General features: G+C 71.5%; 18 protein-coding genes. 11 read left to right on the forward strand and 7 right to left on the reverse strand.

What is annotated here, in order from left to right; all coding sequences use genetic code 11:
• The first annotated feature begins 64 nt into the window (after nucleotides 1–64).
• On the forward strand, nucleotides 65–1,120 hold the full coding sequence (locus ACIQJT_RS19035) for an LLM class F420-dependent oxidoreductase (RefSeq protein ID WP_365457627.1): 1,056 nt from the start codon (nucleotides 65–67) through the stop codon (nucleotides 1,118–1,120).
• Between the two features lie 826 nt (nucleotides 1,121–1,946).
• Nucleotides 1,947–2,735, forward strand: a complete 789-nt coding sequence (locus ACIQJT_RS19040; RefSeq protein WP_402644834.1) for a ferritin-like domain-containing protein — start codon at nucleotides 1,947–1,949, stop codon at nucleotides 2,733–2,735.
• Between the two features lie 10 nt (nucleotides 2,736–2,745).
• On the opposite strand, the gene corA is transcribed toward ACIQJT_RS19040, so the two are convergent.
• Nucleotides 2,746–3,741, reverse strand: a complete 996-nt coding sequence (gene corA, locus ACIQJT_RS19045) for a magnesium/cobalt transporter CorA (protein WP_402644837.1) — start codon at nucleotides 3,739–3,741, stop codon at nucleotides 2,746–2,748.
• A gap of 61 nt (nucleotides 3,742–3,802) precedes the next feature.
• Between corA and ACIQJT_RS19050 the strand changes: the two genes are divergently transcribed.
• From ACIQJT_RS19050 to ACIQJT_RS19070, 5 genes are all read left to right on the forward strand, one after another.
• Nucleotides 3,803–4,489 carry a histidine phosphatase family protein gene (locus ACIQJT_RS19050; protein WP_053852679.1) on the forward strand — a complete coding sequence of 229 codons (687 nt, stop codon included), beginning with the start codon at nucleotides 3,803–3,805 and terminating at the stop codon, nucleotides 4,487–4,489.
• A 105-nt stretch (nucleotides 4,490–4,594) separates the two neighbouring features.
• A complete protein-coding gene (locus ACIQJT_RS19055; RefSeq protein ID WP_037715380.1) occupies nucleotides 4,595–5,185 on the forward strand; it encodes a DUF3090 domain-containing protein in 591 nt (196 codons plus the stop codon).
• A complete protein-coding gene (locus tag ACIQJT_RS19060; RefSeq protein WP_402644841.1) occupies nucleotides 5,149–5,961 on the forward strand; it encodes an SCO1664 family protein in 813 nt (270 codons plus the stop codon). The genes ACIQJT_RS19055 and ACIQJT_RS19060 overlap by 37 nt, the downstream gene beginning before the upstream one ends.
• A 101-nt stretch (nucleotides 5,962–6,062) precedes the next feature.
• Nucleotides 6,063–7,292, forward strand: a complete 1,230-nt coding sequence (mshC, locus tag ACIQJT_RS19065) for a cysteine--1-D-myo-inosityl 2-amino-2-deoxy-alpha-D-glucopyranoside ligase (protein WP_402644844.1) — start codon at nucleotides 6,063–6,065, stop codon at nucleotides 7,290–7,292.
• A 206-nt stretch (nucleotides 7,293–7,498) separates the two neighbouring features.
• Complete coding sequence (locus tag ACIQJT_RS19070) at nucleotides 7,499–8,431, forward strand: SMP-30/gluconolactonase/LRE family protein (protein WP_402644846.1); 933 nt, start codon at nucleotides 7,499–7,501, stop codon at nucleotides 8,429–8,431.
• Nucleotides 8,432–8,485: 54 nt separating this feature from the next.
• On the opposite strand, the gene ACIQJT_RS19075 is transcribed toward ACIQJT_RS19070, so the two are convergent.
• A complete protein-coding gene (locus ACIQJT_RS19075) occupies nucleotides 8,486–9,502 on the reverse strand; it encodes a PAC2 family protein (RefSeq protein ID WP_365457646.1) in 1,017 nt (338 codons plus the stop codon).
• Nucleotides 9,503–9,799: 297 nt separating this feature from the next.
• Here ACIQJT_RS19075 and ACIQJT_RS19080 point away from each other — a divergent pair, with 297 nt between their 5' ends.
• A complete protein-coding gene (locus tag ACIQJT_RS19080) occupies nucleotides 9,800–12,253 on the forward strand; it encodes an NACHT domain-containing protein (RefSeq protein ID WP_402644850.1) in 2,454 nt (817 codons plus the stop codon).
• 1 nt (nucleotide 12,254) lies between these two features.
• On the opposite strand, the gene ACIQJT_RS19085 is transcribed toward ACIQJT_RS19080, so the two are convergent.
• From ACIQJT_RS19085 to ACIQJT_RS19105, 5 genes are all read right to left on the reverse strand, one after another.
• Entirely contained in the window at nucleotides 12,255–12,926 is a 672-nt protein-coding gene (locus ACIQJT_RS19085; protein ID WP_402644853.1) for a FadR/GntR family transcriptional regulator, read from the reverse strand.
• A gap of 232 nt (nucleotides 12,927–13,158) precedes the next feature.
• Complete coding sequence (locus ACIQJT_RS19090) at nucleotides 13,159–14,775, reverse strand: glycerol-3-phosphate dehydrogenase/oxidase (RefSeq protein ID WP_365457655.1); 1,617 nt, start codon at nucleotides 14,773–14,775, stop codon at nucleotides 13,159–13,161.
• A gap of 43 nt (nucleotides 14,776–14,818) precedes the next feature.
• Nucleotides 14,819–16,357, reverse strand: a complete 1,539-nt coding sequence (gene glpK, locus ACIQJT_RS19095) for a glycerol kinase GlpK (RefSeq protein WP_365457658.1) — start codon at nucleotides 16,355–16,357, stop codon at nucleotides 14,819–14,821.
• A gap of 79 nt (nucleotides 16,358–16,436) precedes the next feature.
• Nucleotides 16,437–17,237 carry an MIP/aquaporin family protein gene (locus tag ACIQJT_RS19100; RefSeq protein WP_402644857.1) on the reverse strand — a complete coding sequence of 267 codons (801 nt, stop codon included), beginning with the start codon at nucleotides 17,235–17,237 and terminating at the stop codon, nucleotides 16,437–16,439.
• 321 nt (nucleotides 17,238–17,558) lie between these two features.
• Nucleotides 17,559–18,332, reverse strand: coding sequence for an IclR family transcriptional regulator (locus ACIQJT_RS19105; RefSeq protein ID WP_365457664.1), 774 nt, complete (start codon nucleotides 18,330–18,332; stop codon nucleotides 17,559–17,561).
• A 284-nt stretch (nucleotides 18,333–18,616) separates the two neighbouring features.
• Here ACIQJT_RS19105 and metH point away from each other — a divergent pair, with 284 nt between their 5' ends.
• From metH to ACIQJT_RS19120, 3 genes are all read left to right on the forward strand, one after another.
• Entirely contained in the window at nucleotides 18,617–22,138 is a 3,522-nt protein-coding gene (gene metH / locus ACIQJT_RS19110) for a methionine synthase (protein WP_402644861.1), read from the forward strand.
• 107 nt (nucleotides 22,139–22,245) lie between these two features.
• Nucleotides 22,246–22,944 carry an HAD family phosphatase gene (locus ACIQJT_RS19115; RefSeq protein ID WP_365457670.1) on the forward strand — a complete coding sequence of 233 codons (699 nt, stop codon included), beginning with the start codon at nucleotides 22,246–22,248 and terminating at the stop codon, nucleotides 22,942–22,944.
• Between the two features lie 434 nt (nucleotides 22,945–23,378).
• The gene (locus tag ACIQJT_RS19120) at nucleotides 23,379–24,983 is read left to right on the forward strand and encodes an ABC transporter substrate-binding protein (RefSeq protein WP_402644864.1); all 1,605 of its coding nucleotides are present in this window, start codon (nucleotides 23,379–23,381) and stop codon (nucleotides 24,981–24,983) included.
• Nucleotides 24,984–25,025 lie beyond the last annotated feature (42 nt).

Below are 25,025 nucleotides of genomic sequence, written 5' to 3' on the forward strand. Positions count from 1 at the left end.
GGGCGGCTCCGCCGCGCTAAGGTCTGCCGACAAGGACGTTACTGATCGGTAAGGGGAATCGGCCATGCAGCTCGGGATCAACCTCGGCTACTGGGGCGCCGGAATGGACGCGGACAATCTCGCCGTCGCCCAGGAGGCCGACCGGCTCGGATACGCCGTCTGCTGGGCCGCCGAGGCCTACGGCTCGGACGCGGCCACCGTGCTCACCTGGGTCGCCGCCCAGACCGAGCGCATCGACGTGGGTTCGGCCATCTTCCAGATCCCGGCCCGCCAGCCGGCGATGACCGCGATGACCGCCGCCACCCTCGACTCCCTCTCCGGCGGCCGCTTCCGCCTCGGCCTCGGTGTCTCGGGACCACAGGTCTCCGAGGGCTGGTACGGCGTCAAGTTCGACAAGCCGCTGGCACGCACGCGTGAGTACGTCGAGATCGTCCGCAAGGCCATGTCCCGCGAGCGCCTGTCCTACGAGGGACAGCACTGGACGCTGCCCCTGCCCGGCGGCCCCGGCAAGCCGATCAAGCTGACCGTGCACCCCGAGCGCGAGCACATCCCGCTGTACATCGCCGCGATCGGCCCGAAGAACCTGGAGCAGACCGGCGAGATCGCCGACGGCGCCCTGCTGATCTTCCCCTCCGCCGAGCACCTGGAGGACACCGCGATCCGGTACCTGCGGGCGGGCCGCGAGAAGGCCGGCAAGACCCTCGACGGGTTCGACGTCTGCCCGACCCTGCCGCTCGCCGTCGGGGAGGACAAGGACGTCAGCAGGCTGGCCGACACCTTCCGTCCCTACACCGCGCTGTACGTGGGCGGCATGGGCAGCCGCAAGCAGAACTTCTACAACCAGCTCGCCCGGCGCATGGGGTTCGAGGAGGCGGCCGCCGAGATCCAGGACAAGTACCTGGGCGGCGACAAGGACGGTGCCGCGGCCGCCGTCCCGCACGACCTCATCGACAAGACGACCCTGCTCGGTTCCGTGGACCGCATCGCGGACCGCATGAAGGAGTACGCGGCGGCCGGCGTCACCACCTTGACCCTGGCTCCCGCCGGCTTCACTCTCGACGAGCGCCTCGCCTCCCTCCGCGCCGGCACGGAGGCCCTGGAACGCGCCGGTCTCGCCTAGACCCGTCCGGGCAACCGGACACCCGCACGAGCCTCCCGGCGCCACCCCACGGGGGACCCCCCATGTCGGCACCCTCCCCGGCCACCCCGGCCACGGCCACGGCCCGCCCCGGCGTCGGTTCGCTTTGCCGACTGCGGGGCGGCGACGCTCGGTCCTACCGGACCGGTGCAACTGCGTGCGGGCCCGCCCCGGCGACTGCGCGGGGGTGCGGGCCGCGCGTCGGTTCACCTTTCCGGCTGCCGGGCCACGGCGGCGCTCGGCCCTACTGGCCCGGTGCAATCCCGCGCGGGCCCGCCCCGGCGACTGCGCGGGGGTGCGGGCCGCGTGCCGCGAGCGCTCGGTCCCACCAACCCGGTGTAGTCCCACGGGTGCCCGGCTGCCTGCGGCTTCGCGGGGTGCGTGCGGTCGCGTCGGCTCTCTCCGAAGGCCGGGCCGCGACGGGGGTCGGTCCTGCCGGCCCGGTGCAGTCCCACGTGCCCGGCTGTCGGCGGCTTCTCGGCAGGAGGCCGTCGCGTCGGCGTCCTGTCCCGACAGCCGGGTCGTGACGCAGGTCGGTGTGCAGAGGTTCCGGCGTGGTCCCCGCCCCTCCCGTACCCCGCCCGACCGCCGGAGGCTTCCGCGGCCGTGGTGGGGGCTCGGGGGTCTTCCCCGCCACGGCCGTCACGTGACTCAACGCCTTCACCCCCGCGCGGTTACGCCCCCCTGGTGACCCCGGTGGTCCTCCTTTTGGCGGAGTTCTCCGACACTGCTGTTGCAGCCCCCCTCGCGCCGCATTTGACTCGTTCTTTGCGGATTGCCGCGGAGTCCGGCAGAGAGGTGCCCCACGATGCTTTCGGCCAAGAGTCTGTTCCAGGAGATCCTCGACCACGACGAGTCCTTCCGGCTGTTCTGCTCCATCGCGGCCAGCGGGGAGTCGCAGGGCGGCTGGGAGAACGCCCGTATCGCCACCCTGGTCCCGCCGAGCGAACGCGCACTCGCCCCCAAGATCACCCGCCACGGCGCCGACGAGGACAAGCACGGGCGGATCTTCAACGCCCTGATGAGGAAGCGCGGCCTCGAACCCGTCCCCGTCCCGCCGGACACGGACTACACGATGCTCCTGGAGAAGCACGGCATCGGTCTCGCCCACGAGAAGCTGCAGAGCGACGAGCCGCTGACCGTGCACGACATCGTCACCTACCTCGCCCACAGCCGGGTCACCGAACAGCGCGCCTCCGAGCAGATGGAGCTGCTGCGCAAGCACTTCGCCGACCACCCCGACCTCGGCCGGGCGGTACGGATGATCTCCGCCGACGAGGACAACCACCTCGCCTACTGCCACGAGGAACTGCTGCGCTTCGCCCGCGCCGGCCACGGCCGCGCCATCCAGCGCACGCTGAGGGAGTGCGCGCTGGCCGAGATCCGCGTCTACCGGGACGTCAGCCTCGCGGTGATGGCCCACATGGGCCGCATCCTCGGCTGGTCCCGCGCGAAGTCCGCCGTCCTCGCCGCGGGCATCCACGCCGTCTACGCCTACGAGCGCGCCGCGGGCTGGCGCCGCATGGTCTCCCTGAAGCCGCCGGAGCGCCGCGACGCCCTCGGCGGACCCGCCACCTCCGCCCCCGAGTTCGCCTGAGGAGCGCCCGCTACAGCCAGCCCCGGCGCTTGAACGTCCGGTACAGCAGCACTTCCAGCACGCCCATCAGCGCGATCACCGCCGGATACGCCCACACCCAGTGCAGCTCGGGCATGTGCTCGAAGTTCATGCCGTAGATCCCCGCGATCATCGTGGGGATCGCCGCCATGGCCGCCCACGCGGAGATCTTCCGCATGTCGTCGTTCTGCCGGACGCTCATCTGCGCGAGATGCGCCGACAGGACGTCCGACACCAGCCGGTCCAGCCCTTCAACCGACTCGTTCACGCGCGCGAGATGGTCGTTGACGTCCCGGAAGAAGGGCCGCGCCTTCTCGTTCACGAACGGCACCGTCCCGCCGTACGCCCCCACGCCCGCGAGCCGGGTCAGCGGCATCGACAGCGGGACGGTGGCCCGGCGGAACTCCAGGATCTGCCGCTTGAAGGTGTAGATCCGCGAGGCAGTGTTGCGTGAGCCGCCGCCGTCCGGCGAGAACACCTCCGCCTCCAGCTCCTCCAGGTCGGTCCCGAGCTCGGTCGCCACCTCCAGGTAGTGGTCCACGACCGCGTCGGCCACCGCGTACAGCACCGCGGTGGGCCCCTTGCCGAGCAGCCTCGGCTCCTGCTCCAGGCGGTCCCGCACGGCCTTCAGCGGCGAGCCCACACCATGACGGACCGTCACCACGAAGCCGTCACCGAGGAAGAGCATGACCTCGCCGGTGGACACGGTGTCGCTGTCCGGCTCGTACACCACGGGCTTGAGGACGACGAACAGCGAGTCGTCGTACACCTCCAGCTTGGGCCGCTGGTGCGCCTTGAGGGCGTCCTCGACCGCCAGCGGATGCAGCCCGAACTCCTTGGTGACGTGGTCGAACTCGTTCTCCGACGGCTCGTGCAGACCGATCCACACGAACCCGCCCCCCGACCGCGCCTGCTCCAGCGCGTCGGACAGGTCCTCGGGTCCCTCGGTCCGGTGTCCCTCCCGGTAGATGGCACAGTCGACGATCACGGAGCGTATTCTCCCGTCGCTCGCAGGACATTGCATTCCGGCGTACGCCTACCCTTGCCGCATGCCCACGTTGATCCTTGTCAGGCACGGACGCTCCACCGCGAACACCGAGGGGCTGCTCGCCGGGTGGACGCCCGGAGTCGCCTTGGACGAGCGCGGCGCCGCTCAGGCGGCCTCGCTGCCCGGACGGCTCGAAGGGGTGCCGATCTCCGAGGTCGTCGCCAGCCCCCTCCAGCGCTGCCAGGAGACGGTCCAGCCACTGCTCGACGCAAGGCCCGGCCTCCGGGCGCACAGCGAGGAGCGCATCGGGGAGTGCCACTACGGCGACTGGTCCGGGCGCAAGCTCGCCGAGCTCATGGACGAGCCGCTCATGGAGGTCGTCCAGGCGCACCCGTCGGCGGCCGCGTTCCCCGGCGGCGAGTCCATGCGGGCGATGCAGACGCGCGCGGCGGAGGCCGTGCGCGAGTGGAACGCACGCGTGGAGCGCGATCACGGAGCCGACGCCGTCTATCTGATGTGCTCGCACGGCGACATCATCAAGTCGCTCGTCGCCGACGCACTCGGACTGCATCTCGACCTCTTCCAGCGGATCTCCGTCGAACCGTGTTCCATCACCGTCATCCGCTACACACGTCTGCGGCCGTTCCTCGTCCGCCTCGGCGACACCGGTGACTTCGCGTCCCTGGTGCCGCGTGAGGAGGCCGCGGGCGGTGACGCCCCGGTCGGTGGTGGTGCGGGCGCACCGTGATCGTCGGGCGCAGTAGGGTGAAGCGGTTCACACAAGCGCGTTCAGGCATGGACGTTCCGTCGTTCCCCGTCGTTCCCGTACTCACGAATCCAATGGAGACAGGACGTGTCCCGTCAGGTGTTCCTCTATGACCCGCCGGACCGCTTCGTGGCCGGCACGGTCGGACTGCCCGGGCGCCGTACGTTCTTCCTCCAGGCCACGGCCGGCCCCCGTGTGACCAGCGTGGCCCTGGAGAAGACGCAGGTGGCCGCCTTGGCCGAGCGGATGGACGAGCTCCTCGACGAGGTCGTGCGCCGCAGCGGAGGCAGCGCTTCCGTGCCGGCCGTACCGCCTACCGAGATCGCCGACACCGCGCCCCTCGACACCCCCGTCGAGGAGGAGTTCCGGGTCGGCACCATGGCCCTCGCCTGGGACGGCGAGGAGCAGCGCATGATCGTCGAGGCGCAGGCCCTCGTGGAGCTGGAGGCCGAGTCCGAGGAGGACCTCGCCGAGGCCGAGGAGAGACTCCTCCAGGACGAGGAGAACGGCCCCCCGATGCTGCGGGTCCGCCTCACCGGCGCGCAGGCCCGGGCTTTCGCCAAGCGCGCCCTGGACGTCGTCAACGCGGGGCGGCCGCCGTGTCCGCTGTGCAGTCTCCCGCTCGACCCGGAAGGACACGTATGTCCGCGCCAGAACGGATACCGCCGCGGAGCGTGACCACGGCCGAGCTGCTCGCCCGGGGCGAGCTGACGGTACGCGGGCAGATCCGGGACGCCTCCAACGCGGTGCTGCACTGCTCCGTCGCCTACGAGGGCCGGGAGGCGCTGTGCGTCTACAAGCCCGTCCGCGGCGAGCGGCCGCTGTGGGACTTCCCCGAAGGCACCCTCGCCCAGCGGGAGGTCGCCGCGTACGAGGTGTCCGAGGCGACCGGCTGGGGCCTGGTGCCGCCCACCGTGCTGCGGGACGGGCCCTTCGGCGAGGGCATGTGCCAGCTGTGGATCGAGGGGGCGCCCGGCAGTGAGCTGCTCGCCCTGGTCGACGGCGAGGAGCCCGAGCCGGGCTGGAAGGCCATCGGTCTCGCCGAGGTCGGCGAGGGCAGGACCGCGCTGCTGGTGCACGCCGACGACGAGCGGCTGCGCCGGCTCGCCGTCCTCGACGCGGTGATCAACAACGCGGACCGCAAGGGCGGCCACCTGCTGCCCGCCGAGGGCGGCCGCCTCTACGGCATCGACCACGGCGTGACCTTCAACGTCGAGAACAAGCTGCGGACCCTGCTGTGGGGCTGGGCGGGGGAGCCCCTGACGGGGGAGGCGGTGGACGTTCTGAAGGGCCTCAGGGAGGCCCTGTCGGGCGAGCTGGCCGCCCGGCTGGCCACGCTGATCACCCCCACCGAGATCGACGCCACGCGTGCGCGTGTCGACGCGCTGCTGGACTCCGGGAAGCACCCCGAGCCGAGCGGCGAGTGGCCGGCCATTCCCTGGCCGCCCGTCTGAGCGGACACTGCACAAGGGGCCGTACCGCGCAAGAAGGCCTTACCGGCCATCCAGCCCGGTCCGGTTCGTATACGGAACATCCGTCCGGTTAGGCTCGTGACATGCATGCCTGGCCCGCTTCCGAGGTCCCCGCCCTGCCTGGTCAGGGCCGCGACCTGAGGATCCACGACACCGCGACCGGTGGTCTGGTCTCCCTCGACCCCGGTCCCGTCGCCCGTATCTACGTCTGCGGCATCACGCCGTACGACGCCACCCACATGGGGCACGCGGCGACCTACAACGCGTTCGACCTCGTGCAGCGCGTGTGGCTCGACACGAAGCGCCAGGTCCACTACGTCCAGAACGTCACCGACATCGACGACCCGCTCCTGGAGCGCGCCGAGCGGGACAGTCTCGACTGGGCCGCCCTCGCCGAGAAGGAGACGGCCCTCTTCCGCGAGGACATGACCGCCCTGAGGATGCTGCCGCCGCGGCACTACATCGGCGCGGTCGAGGCGATACCCGGGATCGTGCCCCTCGTCGAGCGGCTGCGGGACGCCGGTGCCGCCTACGAACTCGAAGGGGACGTCTACTTCTCCGTCGAGTCCGACCCGAACTTCGGCAAGGTCTCGAACCTCGACGCGGCCGCCATGCGGCTGCTGTCCGCCGAGCGCGGCGGCGACCCGGACCGCCCGGGCAAGAAGAACCCCCTCGACCCGATGCTGTGGATGGCCGCCCGCGAGGGCGAGCCCAGCTGGGACGGCGCCTCGCTCGGCCCGGGACGCCCCGGCTGGCACATCGAGTGCGTGGCGATCGCCCTGGACCACCTCGGCATGACCTTCGACGTCCAGGGCGGCGGCTCCGACCTCGCCTTCCCGCACCACGAGATGGGCGCCTCCCACGCCCAGGTGCTGACCGGCGAGTTCCCCATGGCCAAGGCGTACGTCCACGCCGGCATGGTCGCCCTGGACGGCGAGAAGATGTCCAAGTCCAAGGGCAACCTGGTCTTCGTGTCGCAGCTGCGGCGCGACGGCGTCGACCCCGCCGCCATCCGCCTCGCGCTGCTCGCCCACCACTACCGGGCCGACTGGGAGTGGACCGACCAGGTCCTCCAGGACGCCGAGGACCGGCTGGGCCGCTGGCGTGCCGCCGTCTCCCGGCCCGACGGACCCGCCGCCGAGGCGCTCGTCGAGGAGATCCGCGAGGCCCTCGCGAACGACCTCGACGCGCCCGCCGCGCTGGCCGCCGTCGACCGCTGGGCCGCCCGCCAGCAGGAGCAGGGCGGCACCGACACGGGAGCGCCCGGTGTGGTGACCCGCGCGGTGGACGCGCTGCTCGGCGTGGCCCTCTAGGAGGACGGGAGGCCGGGGGCGCTTCTCCGGACGGCGGAAGCGCCCCTGCGTCCTTCCGCCGACCGTCGGACAGTTCTCTGCAACTCCCTTGCGGCGGCACCTGATCGGCCTCGAAGGCTGTGGAGACGGCCGTCATGTGATGGGGTGGGAGCGTCGCTTGACCGTTCGGCCGGCCCCGGGCCGGCCTCCTTGCGGAAGGACGCACCGTGGCACCCGCAGACCGTTCCTTCGCACGTCGCACACTCCTGACCACGACCGCCGCGCTGACCGGAGCGGCCCTGCTCGGCGGCACCGCGCACGCGGCAGAGACCCGGCACGCCGCGTGGCCCGCGCAGTTCCCGCTGCCCGACGGCTTCCAGCCCGAGGGCATCACCATCGGCACCGCGCCCTTCGCCTGGTTCGGCTCGCTCGCCAACGGCGACGTCTACCGGGCGAGCCTGGCCACCGGCCGCGGCAAGGTCGTCGCGCGGGGCTCCGGGCGCCCCACCGTCGGCCTGAAGATCGACCGGCACGGCCGCAGACTCTTCCTCGCAGGCGGCGACAGCGGCGAGATCCGGACCGTCGACGCCCGCTCCGGCGAGACCGAGCACGTGTACGCCACCGGCGGCACCTTCGTGAACGACGTGGTCCTCACCCCGGGAGCCGCCTGGTTCACCGACTCCTTCAAGCCGGCGCTCTACCGGCTGGCCGGGGGCGCGGTGACGACCGTGCCCCTGACCGGCGACTGGCAGCAGGGCCCCGACTTCACGGCCAACGGCATCGAGCGCACCCCCGACGGCCGCGCCCTGCTCGTGGTGAACGCCTACGCGAACGGCGGCGGCCTCATGCGGGTCGACCCGCGCACCGGCGCCGCCCGGGCCGTCGACCTCGGCGCGGCGAAACTCCCCAACGGCGACGGGCTGTTGCTGCTCGGGCGGATCCTCTACGCCGTGCAGCAGCAGCAGAACGCGATCGACGTGTTCCGGCTGAACGCCTCCGGCACCCGCGGCACCGCGATCGCCCGCATCACCGACCCGCGCTTCCGCATCCCGACCACGGTCGCCGCCTGGGGGAACAGGCTCTACCTGCCCAACGCGCGCTTCGACGTGGAGCCCACCCCCGCCACCGAGTACGACGCGGTGGCCGTGGACCAGGTCTGAAAGACCGTAGAGGAAAGGACGGAGAGGGCGGTGCGTGCGCACCGCCCTCTCCGCTCAGTCCTCCGGCGACGAGTCCCCGTCGTCCGACTCCGGTTCCCGCTCGGGTCCCGGCTCCGCCTCCGGCCGCGGCGGCCTGGGCGGCTTCGTACGGCCACCGGGGCCGTCCCGCAGATAGGCCGAACTGTCGCTCCCGTCCGCGGTCGCGTGCCCGCCCGGCTGCCCCGGCTGGCCGCCGTCCCGGCGCCGCAGATACCGCTCGAACTCCCGGGCGATCGCCTCGCCCGAGGCCTCCGGCAGCTCCGCGGTGTCCCGGGCCTCCTCCAGCGTCTGGACGTACTCGGCCACCTCGCTGTCCTCGGCGGCCAGTTGGTCCACGCCCACCTGCCAGGCCCGTGCGTCCTCGGCCAGTTCGCCCAGCGGGATCCGCACGTCGATCAGGTCCTCCAGGCGGTTCAGGAGGGCCAGCGTCGCCTTCGGGTTCGGCGGCTGCGACACGTAGTGCGGTACGGCCGCCCACAGCGACACCGCGGGCACGCCCGCGTGGGTGCAGGCCTCCTGGAGGATGCCGACGATCCCCGTGGGACCCTCGTACTTGGTCTCCTCCAGGTCCATCCGCCGGGCCAGGTCCGGATCGGACGTGGTCCCGCTGATCGGCACCGGACGGGTGTGCGGGGTGTCGCCGAGCAGCGCGCCCAGGATCACCACCAGCTCCACGCCCAGTTCGTGGGCGAAGCCCAGCAACTCGTTGCAGAACGAGCGCCATCGCATCGACGGTTCGATACCGCGGACGAGCACGAGATCGCGCGGCTTGTCACCGCCGACGCGGACCACCGACAACCTCGTCGTGGGCCACGTGATCTTGCGCACTCCGCCGTCCAGCCACACCGTGGGGCGGTTCACCTGGAAGTCGTAGTAGTCCTCGGCGTCCAGCGCCGCGAACACCTCGCCCTTCCACTCCTTGTCCAGATGCGCGACCGCGGTGGAGGCGGCGTCGCCGGCGTCGTTCCAGCCCTCGAACGCGGCCACCATGACCGGGTCGATCAGCTCGGGAACCCCCTCGAGCTCGATCACCCAGCGCCTCCTTCCGACGTGCCCTCGCCTAACGCACCAACCTTACGGCGTCCGGCGGGGGCGCCCGCAGCCCCCTTGCACGGGGGAGTGAACGATCACTGCCCCGTTCGCCACCCCCGAACACCCCGGCCGTCCTCGCTTCGCGGACACCGCCGCCGGGGTCCTCCGTACCGGACGCCGTGCCCGCCCCGGTGCGCAAGAGCTCCGATGTCCGCCCGGCGACACCGTTTCACCCACTCGTGTGGAGCGGCGCACTACGGCCACCCGCCGCCGCTCACGTACGGAACTCTTCGTCGGGTGAGCGGAGTTGTCCCGAGGTCGCGCGTGCGGCGCGCCGGAATCATCTATCTGACCCTGCTGGCCGCCGGCACACTGGGCGCCCTGCTGCTCGCCCCGCGCCTCGACGATCCGGCGACCGTGCTCGCCGCGCTGCTGCCGACCTGGGGCGGGGCCTACCTGGCGTGGAGCGGCTACCGGGCCGAGCGGGCCGAGGCCGCCGCGGGCCAGACCCCGGAGGCCGTCGCCGACCGGCTCGCCGTCGCCGTACGGCACGAGTGGGAGGGGGAGGCGGAGGTACGGCGGCTGGCGGAGCCGTATCCCCTGCCCGTCGGCTGGCGGGACGCCGATCCCGACCTGGCCGAGGCACCCGGGCCCGGCCCGGGCGGCGGACGCGGGGAGATCACCGGCGTCCTCGGCGCGGGAGCGCCCGTCCGGCTGCTGGTCCTCGGCGAACCGGGCGCGGGCAAGACCCTGTTCCTGGTACGGCTCCTGCTCGCGCTGACCGAGCGCCGGGAGGCCGGCGGGCCGGTGCCCGTGCTGTTCCCGCTGGCCTCCTGGGACCCGGGCGCGCTGGACCTGCGCGACTGGATGGAGCGCAGACTCGTGCAGGACCACGCGGAACTGGCCGGGCCCGCCCCCGAACCGTACGGGCGGCGCACCCTGGCCCGCGTGCTGCTGGACCGGCGGCTGATCCTGCCGCTGCTCGACGGGTTCGACGAACTGCCCGCCGACGTCGCGGCGACGGCCCTGCACCGCATCGCCCAGGCGCTGCCGCCGGGGCGCGAGATGGTCCTGTCGAGCCGTCCCGCCGAGTACCGGGCGGCGCTGCGGCCGCGCACCGGTGTCCCCGCCCGGCTCGCGGGGCTGGCCGGCGTCCACCTCGAACCCCTGGACCGCGCCGACGTCGCCGCCTACCTCCTGCACGACGCGGGCGGCCCCCACGCACCCGCCGCGCGACGCTGGACGCCGGTGGTGCGGGCGCTGCGGACGGACACCCCGGTGGCCCGGGCGCTCACCAGCCCGCTGATGGTGTCCCTGGCACGCACCGTGTACAACCCACGGCCGGACGAGGGCCACGCGGTGCTGCCCGACCCGGCGGACCTGGTGTGGCTGCGCGACCGTACCGCCGTGGAGCACCACCTCCTCGACGCCTTCGTCGACGCCGCCTACCGTCCGCACCCGCGCCGGAGCGGCCACTGGCCGACGGCCCAGGCACGCCTCGCGCTCGTCTTCCTCGCCCGGCACATGGAACGCGGTCTCGACGGCGCGGCCGAGGTCGCCTGGTGGAAGCTCCGCCACACCGTGCCGGCCGTACTGCCCAAGGTCCTGGCCGGTGCGCTCCTCGGCGTGGTGGCCTGGCTGTTCGAGGGCACGGTCATGGCGCTGACCCAGCAGTTCACCGCGCAGGGCGGCCCGGCCGACTGGGAGCAGCGCGGCGGGCTAGGCATCGTCGCGGCCGGCATCTGCGGCGGCCTGGTCTGCGGCCTCGCGGCCGGAGCGGCGGTCACCCTGCTGTGCGTGCTCGCCGCGCCACCGGGAAGCCTTCCCGAACTCCTGTTCAATCGGCTGGCCGACACCGGGGCGCTCACCCTGGTCGGCCTGATCATCTCCGGGTTCGCCTTCGGTGTCCGGCCCCGGCTGCGGCGGCCGTCCCGCTGGGACCGCCGTGCCCTGCTGACCGGCGCCCTCGCCGCGCTCTGCTACGTGGCCGCCTTCGGCAACGCGTGCGGCATCGCCAGCGCCCTCCTCTACGGCGTGACGGCCGCGGCCATCGGCACCGACGGGGTGCCCGCGGACCCGGCCCGTCCCGTCGCCCGGCTGCGCTGGCACTGGAGCGCCGCGGGGGTCGGCCGGGGGCTGCTGGTCGGGACCCTGCTGGGCGCGAGCATCGTCCTGGAGGGCCTGGTCGCCTACGCGCTGCTGGGGCCCTCGGGCGCGGAGAACATCGCGCCCGCCGACCCGGGCGAGGCATGCTGGGCCGGCGCCCAGCTCGCGGCCGTGTTCGCCATGTCCTGCCTGCTGGTGCACGGCCTGCGGGCCGTCCCGGTGGACGTGGCCGCCGGCGCCGACGAGCGGGCCCTGCTCGCCAACGACCGGCGCACCCTCGGCGTCTGCGTCCTGACCTCGGCCGTCGTCGGCGCCCTGGTGATCGGCGCGCAGGGCTGGTGCGCGGTGCTGTCTGGGTCGACCCGGGTGTGGGGCGCGGAGCCCACCGGCGGCTACCTGTGGATGTTCGTCGTGGGCCTCATCCCCGCCCTGCTGACGGGACTGGCCGTCGGCATCCGGCAGGCCGCGTGGGGCCACTACGCGGTCGCCCGCTGCTACCTGGCCCTGCGCCGGGGACTGCCGTACGACCTCATGGGCTTCCTCGCCGACGCCCACGACCGGGGTGTGCTGCGCCGGGTGGGCGCCGTCCACCAGTTCCGGCACCTGGCCCTGCAGGAGCGGCTGGCGGAGCCCGGGCCCGAGTGACTCACAGCGTGGCGCGCAGCCACTGCTCGACGCTCGCGATGTGCACCGTGGCCCAGGAGCGGGCCGCCTCGCCGTCCCGGTCCCGCAGGGCCGCCAGGATCGCGCGGTGCTCGTGCAGGGTGCGGCTGACCGCGTCCTGCTGGGTCAGGCCGCGCCAGATCCGGGCCCGCGTGGTGGGTCCGGACAGGCCGTCCAGGAGGGAGCACAGCACGGAGTTGCCGGAGCTCCGCACGATCCCGCTGTGGAAGTCGAGATCGCAGGCGACCAGCTCCTCCACCGACGGGCTGTCGCCGAGCCTGTCCAACTGGGCGGTCAGCGCGTCCAGTTGCTGTTCGCTGATCCGGGTGGCGGCCATGGCGGTGGCGGCCGGCTCCAGGATGCGGCGCACGGCCAGGAACTCCAGGACCGTGTCGTCGCGGTGGAAGTCCACGACGAAGCTCAGCGCCTCCAGCAGGAGTTGCGGGTCCAGGCTGGTCACGTACGTGCCGTCGCCCTGCCGTACGTCCAGGATGCGGATCAGGGACAGCGCCCGCACGGCCTCGCGCAGCGAGTTGCGGGACAGCCCCAGTTCGGAGGCGAGTTCGCTCTCCTTGGGGAGGCGGTCGCCGGGGCGCAGCGCGCCGGAGACGATCATGCCCTTGATCTTCTCGATCGCCTCGTCGGTGACAGCCATGTCCGGCCTCCTTCTCGCGCCGCGGGTGCGCTGAGACGTCGGATGTCCGAGCACATTATGGAGGCTGCCGGGGACCGCCCCTTCCCGGGCGAGCGCGGGCTTCCGGCGGTATGCGAAAAGGGGGCGGCTCCGTCGGCGGGGAGCCGCCCCCTCTCGCGTGCCGGCCCCTCCAGGGGAGGGGAGGGGCCGTTCTCGGACGCCGGTCCCGGTCGGGGAGGGACCGGGCCCGGGGCTACTTCTTGTCGAGCAGGTCCTGGACCTTCGCCCGGACCTCGTCCGTGGCCAGGCCCCGGATCGTCAGCGTGGTGCGGCGGCGCAGGACGTCGTCCGGCGTCTCGGCCCACTCGTTGTCCCGGGCGTACACGACCTGCGCCCAGATCTCCGGGGCGTCCGGGTGCACGCGCTCGCCCAGCTCCGGGTTCTCGTTGGCCAGCCGGGCGATGTCGAAGGCCAGCGAACCGTAGTGCGTCGCCAGGTGCTTGGCCGTGTCGGCGGCCATCCGCGGACCGGGCGCCGGGTTGTCCACCAGCAGGCGGTGCGCGACCGCGCGCGGGTTGGCGACACCGGGAAGCGGGAGCCGCTTCGGCAGCGAGGAGATGGGCTCGTAGTCGTCACCGAGCGGGGCGCCCGGCAGCGCCTCCAGCTTCTGCATGACCGTACGGCCGATGTGCCGGAAGGTCGTCCACTTGCCGCCCGCGACGGACAGCATGCCGCCCTTGCCCTCGGTGACCACCGTCTCGCGCTTGGCCTTGGCGGTGTCGCCCGGCCCGCCCGGCAGCACTCGCAGCCCCGCGAAGGCGTAGGTGATCAGGTCACGGGAGAGCTGCTGGTCGCGGACGGAGAACGCGGCCTCGTCGAGTATCTGGGCCGTGTCCTTCTCGGTGACGGTGACGTCCGCGGGGTCGCCCTCGAACTCCTCGTCCGTGGTGCCCAGCAGGAGCATGTCCTCCCAGGGCAGCGCGAAGGTGATCCGGTACTTGTCGATGGGGGTCGCGAGCGCGGCCTTCCACGGCGAGGTCCGCTTCAGCACCAGGTGGGCGCCCTTGGACAGGCGGATGGAGGGAGCCGCGTTCGGGTCCTCCATCCTGCGCAGGTGGTCGACCCACGGCCCGGTCGCGTTCAGTACGAGCCGGGCGTTGACGCCGAACTCGTCACCGGACTGCCGGTCGCGCAGGTCCGCGCCGGTCACCCGGCCCCGGGTGAAGCGGAGACCGGTCACCTCGGCGTGGTTGAGCACGACCGCGCCCGCCTCGACGGCAGCGCGGACCGTCATCAGCGCCATGCGCGCGTCGTTCATCTGGTCGTCGCCGTACACGGCCACGGCCTTGAGGTTGTCGGTGCGCAGCTCGGGCACGTCCTGCGCCGCCCTGGCGGGGGACAGCAGGTGGCCGACGCCGTCGCCGAACGCCGAGAGCGCGGAGTAGGCGAAGACGCCCGCCCCGAGCTTCGCGGCGCCGTGCGGCCCGCCCTTGTACACGGGGAGGTAGAAGGTGAGCGGGTTCGCCAGGTGGGGTGCCACCTGGCGGGAGACCGCACGGCGCTCGAAGTGGTTCTCCGCCACCAGCCGCACCGCGCCGGTCTGCAGGTAGCGCAGACCGCCGTGGAGCAGCTTGGAGGAGGCGGAGGAGGTGGCGCCGGCGAAGTCGCCGGCGTCGACCAGAGCCACCCTGAGGCCGGACTGCGCGGCGTGCCAGGCGGTGGAGATGCCCAGGATGCCGCCGCCGATCACGAGAAGGTCGTACGACGCCTTGGAGAGCTGCTCCCGGGTCTCGGCGCGGCTCGGAAGGGAGCCGGAGGCCGGGCGCGTACCGAGGGCAGGCACGGACTGCAGGGTGGACTGACTGGTCATGTGGGGTTCTTACTCCTCGTCAGAGCTGTTGAGGGGGTGTCTCTCAGCTCTCGTCCTCGAGCCAGCCCATGGTCCGCTCGACGGCCTTGAGCCAGCTCTTGTACTCACGGTCGCGGGTCTCCGCGTCCATGCGGGGGGTCCACTCGGCGGCCCGGCGCCAGTTGGCGCGCAGGTCGTCGGTGCTGGTCCAGAAGCCGACGGCGAGACCGGCGGCGTAAGCGGCGCCGAGGCAGGTGGTCTCGGCGACCATCGGGCGCACCACGGGGGCGTCCAGGAAGTCCGAGAGGGTCTGCATCAGCAGGTTGTTGGAGGTCATGCCGCCGTCGACCTTGAGGGCCGCGAGCTCGACGCCCGAGTCCTTGGTCATGGCGTCCGTGATCTCACGGGTCTGCCAGGCGGTGGCCTCCAGGACGGCACGCGCCAGGTGCGCCTTGGTGACGTACCGGGTCAGACCGGCGATCACACCGCGGGCGTCGGAGCGCCAGTACGGGGCGAACAGACCGGAGAAGGCCGGCACGAAGTAGGCGCCGCCGTTGTCCTCGACGGACAGCGCGAGCGTCTCGATCTCGGCGGCGGTGGAGATCAGGCCCATCTGGTCGCGCATCCACTGCACCAGCGAACCGGTGACGGCGATGGAGCCCTCGAGGGCGTAGACCGGCTTCTGGTCACCGATGCGGTAGCCGACGGTGGTGAGCAGACCGCTGTACGAGTTGATGATCTTCTCGCCGGTGTTCAGCAGCATGAAGGTGCCGGTGCCGTAGGTCGACTTGGCCTCGCCCTCGGCGAAACAGGTCTGGCCGAACAGCGCGGCCTGCTGGTCGCCGAGCGCCGAGGCGACCGGGATGCCGCCGAGCAGGTCCCCCAGCTTGCCGCCGGAGACCTCGCCGTAGACCTCGGCGGAGGAGCGGATCTCGGGGAGCATCGCCAGCGGCACGCCGATGGACTCGGCGATCTTCTCGTCCCACTCCAGCGTGTGGAGGTTCATCAGCATGGTGCGGGAGGCGTTGGTGACGTCGGTGTAGTGCTTGCCGCCGTCGACACCACCGGTCAGGTTCCAGATGACCCAGGTGTCCATGGTGCCGAAGAGGATGTCGCCGCGCTCGGCGCGCTCGCGCAGGCCCTCGACGTTGTCGAGCAGCCAGCGGGCCTTCGGGCCGGCGAAGTAGGAGGCGAGGGGGAGACCCGTCTCGCGGCGGAAGCGGTCCTGGCCGACGTTGCGGCCGAGTTCCTTGCACAGGGCGTCGGTGCGGGTGTCCTGCCAGACGATGGCGTTGTGGACGGGCTCACCGGTGTTCTTGTCCCACAGCAGCGTGGTCTCGCGCTGGTTGGTGATGCCGATGGCCTTGATGTCGTCGCGGGTGATGCCGGCCTTCTGGATGGCTCCGGCGACGACCTCCTGGACGTTGGTCCAGATCTCGTTGGCGTCGTGCTCGACCCAGCCCGGCTTCGGGAAGATCTGCTCGTGCTCCTTCTGGTCGACCGAGACGATACGGCCGTCCCGGTCGAAGACGATGCAGCGGCTGGAGGTGGTGCCCTGGTCGATGGCGGCGATGAAGGGGCCGGCGGTGTGGGCGTCGGTCACTGTGTGCTCCTGGGGATCCGTGGGTGAGGGGCTGTCTGCGACTGCTCTACGACTGCTGCGCTGTGAATGGTGCGACGTTCTAGGCGAAAGCGATGTTGTAGATGCCTGCGGCGATCGCGCCGCCGATCAGCGGACCGGCGATCGGGACCCAGGCGTAGCCCCAGTCGGAGCCGCCCTTGTTGGGCAGAGGCAGGAGGGCGTGCACGATACGCGGACCGAGGTCACGGGCCGGGTTGATCGCGTAGCCGGTCGGGCCGCCGAGGGACAGACCGATGGAGACGACCACGAGCGCGGTGATCAGGGCGCCCAGGGTGCCGAGGCCCTTGCCGTCGCCGTTGAGACCCTGCGTCAGGACGGCCAGCACCAGCACGATCGTGCCGATGACCTCCGTGGCGACGTTCTGCCAGGCGACGCGGACCTCGGGGCCGGTGGAGAAGACGCCCAGGACCGGGCCGGCGCCCTTCTCCTGCGCCTCGACGGCCTTGGCGGCCGTGGCCTGCGCACCCGGGGCGCCGACGATCTCCCTGTCGGTCAGGTGCGCGTGGAACTGGCCGTAGTAGGCGACCCACACCAGTGCGGCACCGATCATGGCGCCGAGGAGCTGACCGCCCCAGTAGATCGGGACGTCACCCCAGGAGATGCCGTCCTTCTTGAGCGCGAGCGCGAGTGTCACGGCCGGGTTGAGGTGGGCGCCGGAGAGCGGCGCCGAGGTGTAGACGGCCGTCAGAACGGCGAAGCCCCACCCGAAGGTGATGGCGAGCCAGCCGGCGTTACGGGCCTTGGAGGCCTTCAGCGTGACGGCGGCGCACACGCCACCGCCGAGCAGGATGAGTACGGCGGTACCGATGGTCTCGCCGATGAAGATGTCGGAGCTGGACACCCGCGACTCCTTTGTCCTTCGTCCAGGGGACCGAACCCCGGGTCCCTCCGGAGGTTCGAGCTGCCCTCGGGGGTGAGAGCGATGCCGGCCCTTGGCGTTGTCACACTCTAGCGCGTATTGCCGGTAGGTGTTCGACAATGCCGACCGATGGACGGGAGTCTTGCTCCGGGCTCACGCGCACGTCAAGAGTTCTGTACTCGAAAACACGATCGTTATTGACTGCTGTGGGTCAACGATCTTGTTTCGGTGATTTGTGCCGTTCCGTCAGGGTACGACCGAGGGCCGGCACGTCAATGACGTACCGGCCCCGTCCCATCCCCGTCAGAAGCGCCCGGCTCCCAGGTCCCGGGAGACCGCGCGGGCGCAGTCCCGCACCGCCGCGATCAGCTCGGGACGCAGCGCGCCCTCCTCGTCGGGCCGGCACAGCCGCTCCACGGCGCCCGTGATGCCGACCGCGCCGACCGGCATCCGCCGCCGGTCGTGGATGGGCGCGGCGATGGACGCGACGCCCTCCCAGGTCTCCTCCACGTCCGACGCGTACCCACGCGCGCGCGTGACGTCGAGGATCTGCTCGAACTCGTCCAGCTCGCACACGGTCCGGTCGGTGAACGCCTTGCGGTCGCTCTCCAGGGCCTCGCTGTGCGCCACCGGGTCGTACGCCGACAGCACCTTGCCGAGCGCCGTGCAGTGCAGGGGCTGCATGGCCCCGATCTCCAGCACCTGCCGGCTGTCGTCGGGCCGGAAGACGTGGTGCACGATCAGCACGCCGTGCTGGTGCAGCACGCCCAGATGGACGCTCTCGCCGCTGGAGCGGGCCAGGTCGTCCGTCCACACGAGCGCACGCGCGCGCAGTTCGTGCACGTCGAGATAGGTGGTTCCCAGGCGCAGCAGCTCGGCACCGAGCTGATACCGCCCCGAGGCCTCGTCCTGCTCCACGAACCCCTCCGCCTGGAGGGTGCGCAGGATGCCGTGCGCGGTGCCCTTGGCCAGGTCCAGGGACGAGGCGATGTCCGACAGGCCGAGTCTCCGCTCGCCGCCCGCGAGGAGCCGCAGCATCGCGGCCGCCCGTTCGAGCGACTGGATGTTCCGTGCCATCGCCGTTCCGCCTCCGTCCCCTTCGACAGCCGAGTGCTACGGCGTCGATGCCGCTGTTCGGCAATGCCGAACACTACCGGTCGATGCCGACCTCCCGCTAATGGTCGGTCGGCATCTGTTGCGTCACCGGTGTCCCGCCGGTGACCCGGCCGCCATCCTCGTCCGCCCCATGGACGTGCCGTCCATCCTCCAGGGGACCCGGCTACTCTGGCGTGGTGCGCCCGGCGCGGGACGACTCGCGGGCGCCTGAAGCCGACAGCCGTCGCAACCGAGGGAGCCCCTTCATGGCCTCGTCGCCACTGACCCCTTCCGCCGACAGCCGGACCCGTGTGTCCGCGCTCCGTGAGGCGCTCGCCACCAGAGTGGTGGTGGCCGACGGAGCGATGGGCACCATGCTCCAGGCGCAGGACCCCACCCTCGAGGACTTCGAGAACCTCGAGGGCTGCAACGAGATCCTCAACGTGACCCGCCCGGACATCGTCCGCTCGGTCCACGAGGCGTACTTCGCGGTGGGCGTCGACTGCGTGGAGACCAACACCTTCGGGGCCAACCACACGGCCGCCTCCGAGTACGACATCGCCGACCGCGTGCACGAGCTGTCCGAGGCGGGTGCCCGCATCGCCCGTGAGACGGCCGACGACTTCGCGGCCCGCGACGGACGCCCCCGCTGGGTGCTGGGCTCCGTCGGCCCCGGCACCAAGCTGCCCACCCTCGGCCACATCGACTACGCCACGATCCGCGACGGCTACCAGGCCAACGTCGAGGGACTCCTCGCCGGCGGCGCCGACGCGCTGATCGTCGAGACCACGCAGGACCTGCTCCAGACGAAGGCGTCCGTGCTGGGCGCCCGCCGTGCCCTGGAGGCCACCGGCGCCGACGTGCCGCTCGTCGTCTCGATGGCGTTCGAGACCACCGGCACCATGCTGCTCGGCTCCGAGATCGGCGCCGCGCTCACCGCGCTGGAGCCCCTCGGCATCGACATGATCGGTCTGAACTGCTCGACCGGCCCGGCCGAGATGAGCGAGCACCTGCGCTACCTCGCCCGGCACTCCCGCATCCCGCTGCTGTGCATGCCGAACGCGGGCCTGCCCATCCTCACCAAGGACGGCGCGCACTTCCCGCTCGACCCCGAGGGCCTGGCCGACGCCCAGGAGAACTTCGTCCGCGACTACGGCCTCTCCCTGATCGGCGGCTGCTGCGGCACCACCCCCGAGCACCTGCGCCAGGTCGTCGAGCGGGTCCGCGACCTCACGCCCCCCGAGCGCCACCCGCAGCCCGAGCCCGGCGCCGCCTCCCTCTACCAGACGGTCCCCTTCCGTCAGGACACCTCCTACCTGGCCATCGGCGAGCGCACCAACGCCAACGGCTCGAAGAAGTTCCGCGAGGCCATGCTGGAGGCCCGCTGGGACGACTGCGTGGAGATGGCCCGCGAGCAGATCCGCGAGGGCGCCCACATGCTGGACCTCTGCGTGGACTACGTGGGCCGGGACGGCGTCGCCGACATGAAGGAGCTCGCCGGCCGCTTCGCCACCGCCTCCACCCTGCCGATCGTCCTGGACTCCACCGAGGTGCCCGTCATCGAGGCCGGCCTGGAGAAGCTCGGCGGCCGCGCGGTCATCAACTCCGTCAACTACGAGGACGGCGACGGCCCCGAGTCCCGCTTCGCGAAGGTCACCAAGCTCGCCCAGGAGCACGGCGCCGCGCTGATCGCGCTGACCATCGACGAGGAGGGCCAGGCCCGCACCCCCGAGAAGAAGGTCGAGATCGCCGAACGGCTCATCGACGACCTGACCGGCAACTGGGGCATCCACGAGTCGGACATCCTCATCGACACCCTGACCTTCACCATCTGCACCGGTCAGGAGGAGTCCCGCAAGGACGGCCTCGCCACCATCGAGGCGATCCGCGAGCTCAAGCGCCGCCACCCGGACGTCCAGACCACGCTCGGCCTGTCCAACATCTCCTTCGGCCTCAACCCGGCCGCCCGCATCCTGCTCAACTCGGTCTTCCTCGACGAGTGCGTCAAGGCGGGCCTGGACTCGGCGATCGTCCACGCGTCGAAGATCCTGCCCATCGCCCGCTTCAGCGAGGAAGAGGTGCAGACCGCCCTCGACCTCATCTACGACCGCCGTGCCGAGGGCTACGACCCCCTCCAGAAGCTGATGGCCCTGTTCGAGGGCGCCACCGCCAAGTCCCTCAAGGCCGGCAAGGCCGAGGAGCTGGCCGCCCTCCCGCTGGAGGAGCGCCTCAAGCGTCGCATCATCGACGGCGAGAAGAACGGCCTGGAGGCCGACCTCGACGCGGCCCTTCAGGACCGTCCCGCCCTCGACATCGTCAACGACACCCTCCTGGACGGCATGAAGGTCGTCGGCGAGCTCTTCGGCTCCGGCCAGATGCAGCTGCCGTTCGTCCTCCAGTCCGCCGAGGTCATGAAGACCGCCGTGGCCTACCTCGAACCGCACATGGAGAAGGTCGAGGGCGACGAGGCCGGCAAGGGCACCATCGTGCTCGCCACCGTCCGCGGCGACGTCCACGACATCGGCAAGAACCTCGTCGACATCATCCTGTCCAACAACGGCTACAACGTGGTCAACCTCGGCATCAAGCAGCCGGTCTCCGCGATCCTGGAAGCCGCCGAGGAGCACCGCGCCGACGTCATCGGCATGTCAGGGCTCCTGGTCAAGTCCACGGTGATCATGAAGGAGAACCTGGAGGAGCTCAACCAGCGCGGCCTCGCCGCCGACTTCCCGGTCATCCTCGGCGGAGCCGCCCTCACCAGGGCGTACGTCGAACAGGACCTGCACGAGATCTACCAGGGCGAGGTCCGCTACGCCCGCGACGCCTTCGAGGGCCTGCGCCTCATGGACGCCCTGATCGGCGTCAAGCGCGGCGTGCCCGGCGCCAAGCTGCCCGAGCTCAAGCAGCGCCGGGTCCGCGCGAGCGCCGCGGTGGTGGAGGAGGAGCGGCCCGAGGAGGGGCACGTCCGCTCCGACGTGGCCACCGACAACCCGGTGCCCACCCCGCCGTTCTGGGACACCCGCGTCATCAAGGGCATCCAGCTCAAGGAGTACGCCTCCTGGCTCGACGAGGGCGCCCTGTTCAAGGGCCAGTGGGGGCTCAAGCAGGCCCGCACCGGCGAGGGCCCGACGTACGAGGAGCTCGTCGAGACCGACGGCCGGCCCCGGCTGCGCGGCCTGCTGGACCAGCTCCAGACCGAGAACCTCCTGGAAGCCGCCGTGGTCTACGGCTACTTCCCGTGCGTGTCCAAGGACGACGACCTGATCATCCTGGACGAGGAGGGCAACGAACGCACCCGCTTCACCTTCCCGCGCCAGCGCCGCGGCCGCCGGCTGTGCCTGGCCGACTTCTTCCGCCCGGAGGAGTCGGGGGAGACCGACGTGGTCGGCCTCCAGGTCGTCACCGTCGGCTCGCGGATCGGTGAGCGGACCGCCGAGCTCTTCGAGGCCAACGCCTACCGCGACTACCTCGAACTGCACGGTCTGTCCGTCCAGCTGGCCGAGGCGCTCGCCGAGTACTGGCACGCCCGCGTGCGCTCCGAGCTCGGCTTCTCCGGCGAGGACCCGGCCGACGTCGAGGACATGTTCGCCCTGAAGTACCGGGGCGCCCGCTTCTCCCTCGGCTACGGCGCCTGCCCCAACCTGGAGGACCGCGCCAAGATCGCCGACCTGCTGCGGCCGGAGCGGATCGGCGTCCAGCTGAGCGAGGAGTTCCAGCTCCACCCCGAGCAGTCCACCGACGCGATCGTCATCCACCACCCGGAGGCGAAGTACTTCAACGCCCGCTGAGGCGCTCACTCGGCACACTGATCGGATAAGTCGTACACTGGTCGGTCCACCGCAGGCCGGTTCCCCTCCTGGGAACCGGCCTGCTCGTCCCTCAAGGAGGTACGTGGATGACCAGCACGGTCCCCGCGCCATTGACCCGTACGGCAGACGGCTCCGCCCTCCAGGCCGTCCTCCTCGACATGGACGGCACCCTGGTGGACACCGAGGGCTTCTGGTGGGACGTCGAGGTCGAGGTCTTCGCCGGTCTCGGCCACACCCTCGACGACTCCTGGCGCCATGTCGTGGTCGGCGGCCCCATGACCCGCAGCGCGGGCTTCCTGATCGAGGCCACCGGCGCCGACATCACCCTCCCCGAGCTCACCGTCCTGCTCAACCAGGGCTTCGAGGACCGCATCGGGCGCTCCCTGCCGCTGATGCCCGGCGCCACCCGGCTGCTGGCCGAACTGTCCGCGCACCGGATCCCCACCGCCCTGGTCTCCGCCTCGCACCGGCGGATCATCGACCGCGTCCTGGACTCCCTCGGCCGCCGGCACTTCGCCCTCACGGTCGCCGGCGACGAGGTGCCGCGCACCAAGCCGCACCCCGACCCGTACCTGTTCGCCGCCGCCGGCCTCGGCGCCGACCCGGCCAGATGCGCCGTCGTCGAGGACACCGCGACCGGTGTCGCCGCCGCCGAGGCCGCCGGCTGCCAGGTCGTGGTGGTGCCCTCCGTGGCCCCCGTCCCCGCGGCCCCCGGACGCACGGTCGTCACCTCCCTCGAAGAGGTGGACCTGACATTTCTGCGCGGCCTGATCACCCCTCGATGACGGAAATGCCTCCCGTGTTCACCCAGCGTGCAGAGCGCATAGCACGGTAATTCCCCAGGGCCCTGTCACCGGAATTCGCAGCCCACCGGACGATCGAATTCCAGCTCGCCCACACCTCCTTGCGGGTGTGACGTTCCCCACTCGACAGGCTCTCGACACACGGCCGAAGCTGTGCAGGGCACCTCGCTTCTGGAGACGCGGACGCGCCCATGTGTCCTGATTGGTGAAACCGTGCACCAATCCTTCCCCTGACGGCCTTTCGGTGCGTCCGCACCCGGTTTCACAGCGTGATGGAAGCCCAACTCCGGTGGCAGCGAACCCTCGTGCGGGCGCGGACTAATCTCCTGGTGAGAACATCGCCCTAACCCCGTGATCCGCCGCGCCACCCCTGCATGCCGGGTACACGGACTCAAGAGCTCTGGAGAAACTCGAGCATGAACCGCAAGACTTTGGTGCTGCCGGCCGTCATAGGTCTGCTCGCGCCGGTGCTCGCCGCCTGCGGCGGGTCCGACAGCGGCAGCGGCGGGGGCGACGCGATCGGCGTCGGCACCACGGACCGGTTCACCGCCACCAAGGAAGCTCCGGCCCCGCTCGACCCGGCCTACGCGTACGACGTCGGCACCTGGAACGTCCTGCGCCAGACCGTGCAGACCCTGATGATCTCGCCCAAGGGCGAGGGCGACCCCGTGCCCGAGGCCGCCCAGTCCTGCGGCTTCAGCGACAGCGGCAACGAACGCTACGTCTGCACCCTGCGCGACGGCCTGAAGTTCGCGAACGGCGACCCCATCACCGCGGCCGACGTGAAGTACTCCATCGACCGCGCCCGTGCCCTCAAGGCCGACTCCGGCGTCTTCGCCCTGCTCTCCACCATCGACACCGTCGAGACCAAGGGCGACCGCGAGGTCATCTTCCACCTCAAGACCGCCGACGCCACCTTCCCGTACAAGCTGTCGACCCCGGTCGCCGGCATCGTCAACCCCGACGACTACGCGAAGGACAAGCTCCGCGACGGCTTCGACGTCGACGGCTCCGGGCCGTACACCATGAAGGCCGACGTCAAGGACGACGAGCTCGTCGACGCCGTGTTCACCAAGAACCCCAACTACAAGGGGTCGTTGACGGTGAACAACGACGAGGTCGTGCTGCGCTCCTACGCGGACGCCGACGCCATGGGCACCGCTCTTGAGAAGGGCGACATCGACCTCATCACCCGCACCATGTCGCCCCAGCAGATCCAGAAGCTGTCCAACGCGTCCGGCGGCGACGTCGACCTCGTCGAGATGGCCGGTCTGGAGATCCGCTACCTCGCCTTCAACACCAACGCCCCGACCGTGAAGTCCCGTGCCGTGCGCCAGGCGATGGCCCAGCTCATCAACCGCAGCGAACTCGTCTCCCGGGTCTACGGCACCCAGGCCGAGCCGCTCTTCTCGCTGGTCCCGGCCACCATCACCGGCCACTCCAACTCGTTCTTCAACAAGTACGGCGACCCGAGCGTCAGCAAGGCCAAGGCGCTGCTGACCCAGGCCAGCGTCACGACGCCGGTGAAGCTGACCCTCCACTACACGACCGACCACTACGGGCCGGGCACCAAGGAGGAGTTCGAGGACCTCCAGAAGCAGCTCAACGCCAGCGGGCTCTTCGACATCAGCATCAAGGGCGCCCCCTGGTCCACCTTCCGCCCCGCGGAGCAGAAGGGCGAGTACGACGTCTACGGCATGGGCTGGTTCCCGGACTTCCCCGACGCCGACAACTACCTCGCCCCGTTCCTCGACAAGGACAACTTCCTCGGCTCGCCCTACGCCAACAGCGAGGTCCGCAACACCCTGATCCCGGACTCCCGCCGCGAGGCCGACCGCCTCTCCGCGGCCGGAAGCCTGACCGAGATCCAGGACATCGTCGCCAAGGACGTCCCCGTGCTGCCGCTGTGGCAGGGCAAGCAGTACGTCGCCGCGCGCGACGACGTCACGGGCACCGCCTACGCGCTCAACTCCTCGTCGACGCTGCAGCTGTGGGAACTCGGCAAGGGCGTGGGCGGCTGACCCGCCGCTCGGCGGAGGCGTCAGCGGCTGACCACCGCCCGG

Source organism: Streptomyces sp. NPDC091972 (assembly GCF_044756385.1).
Taxonomy (GTDB): Bacteria; Actinomycetota; Actinomycetes; order Streptomycetales; family Streptomycetaceae; genus Streptomyces.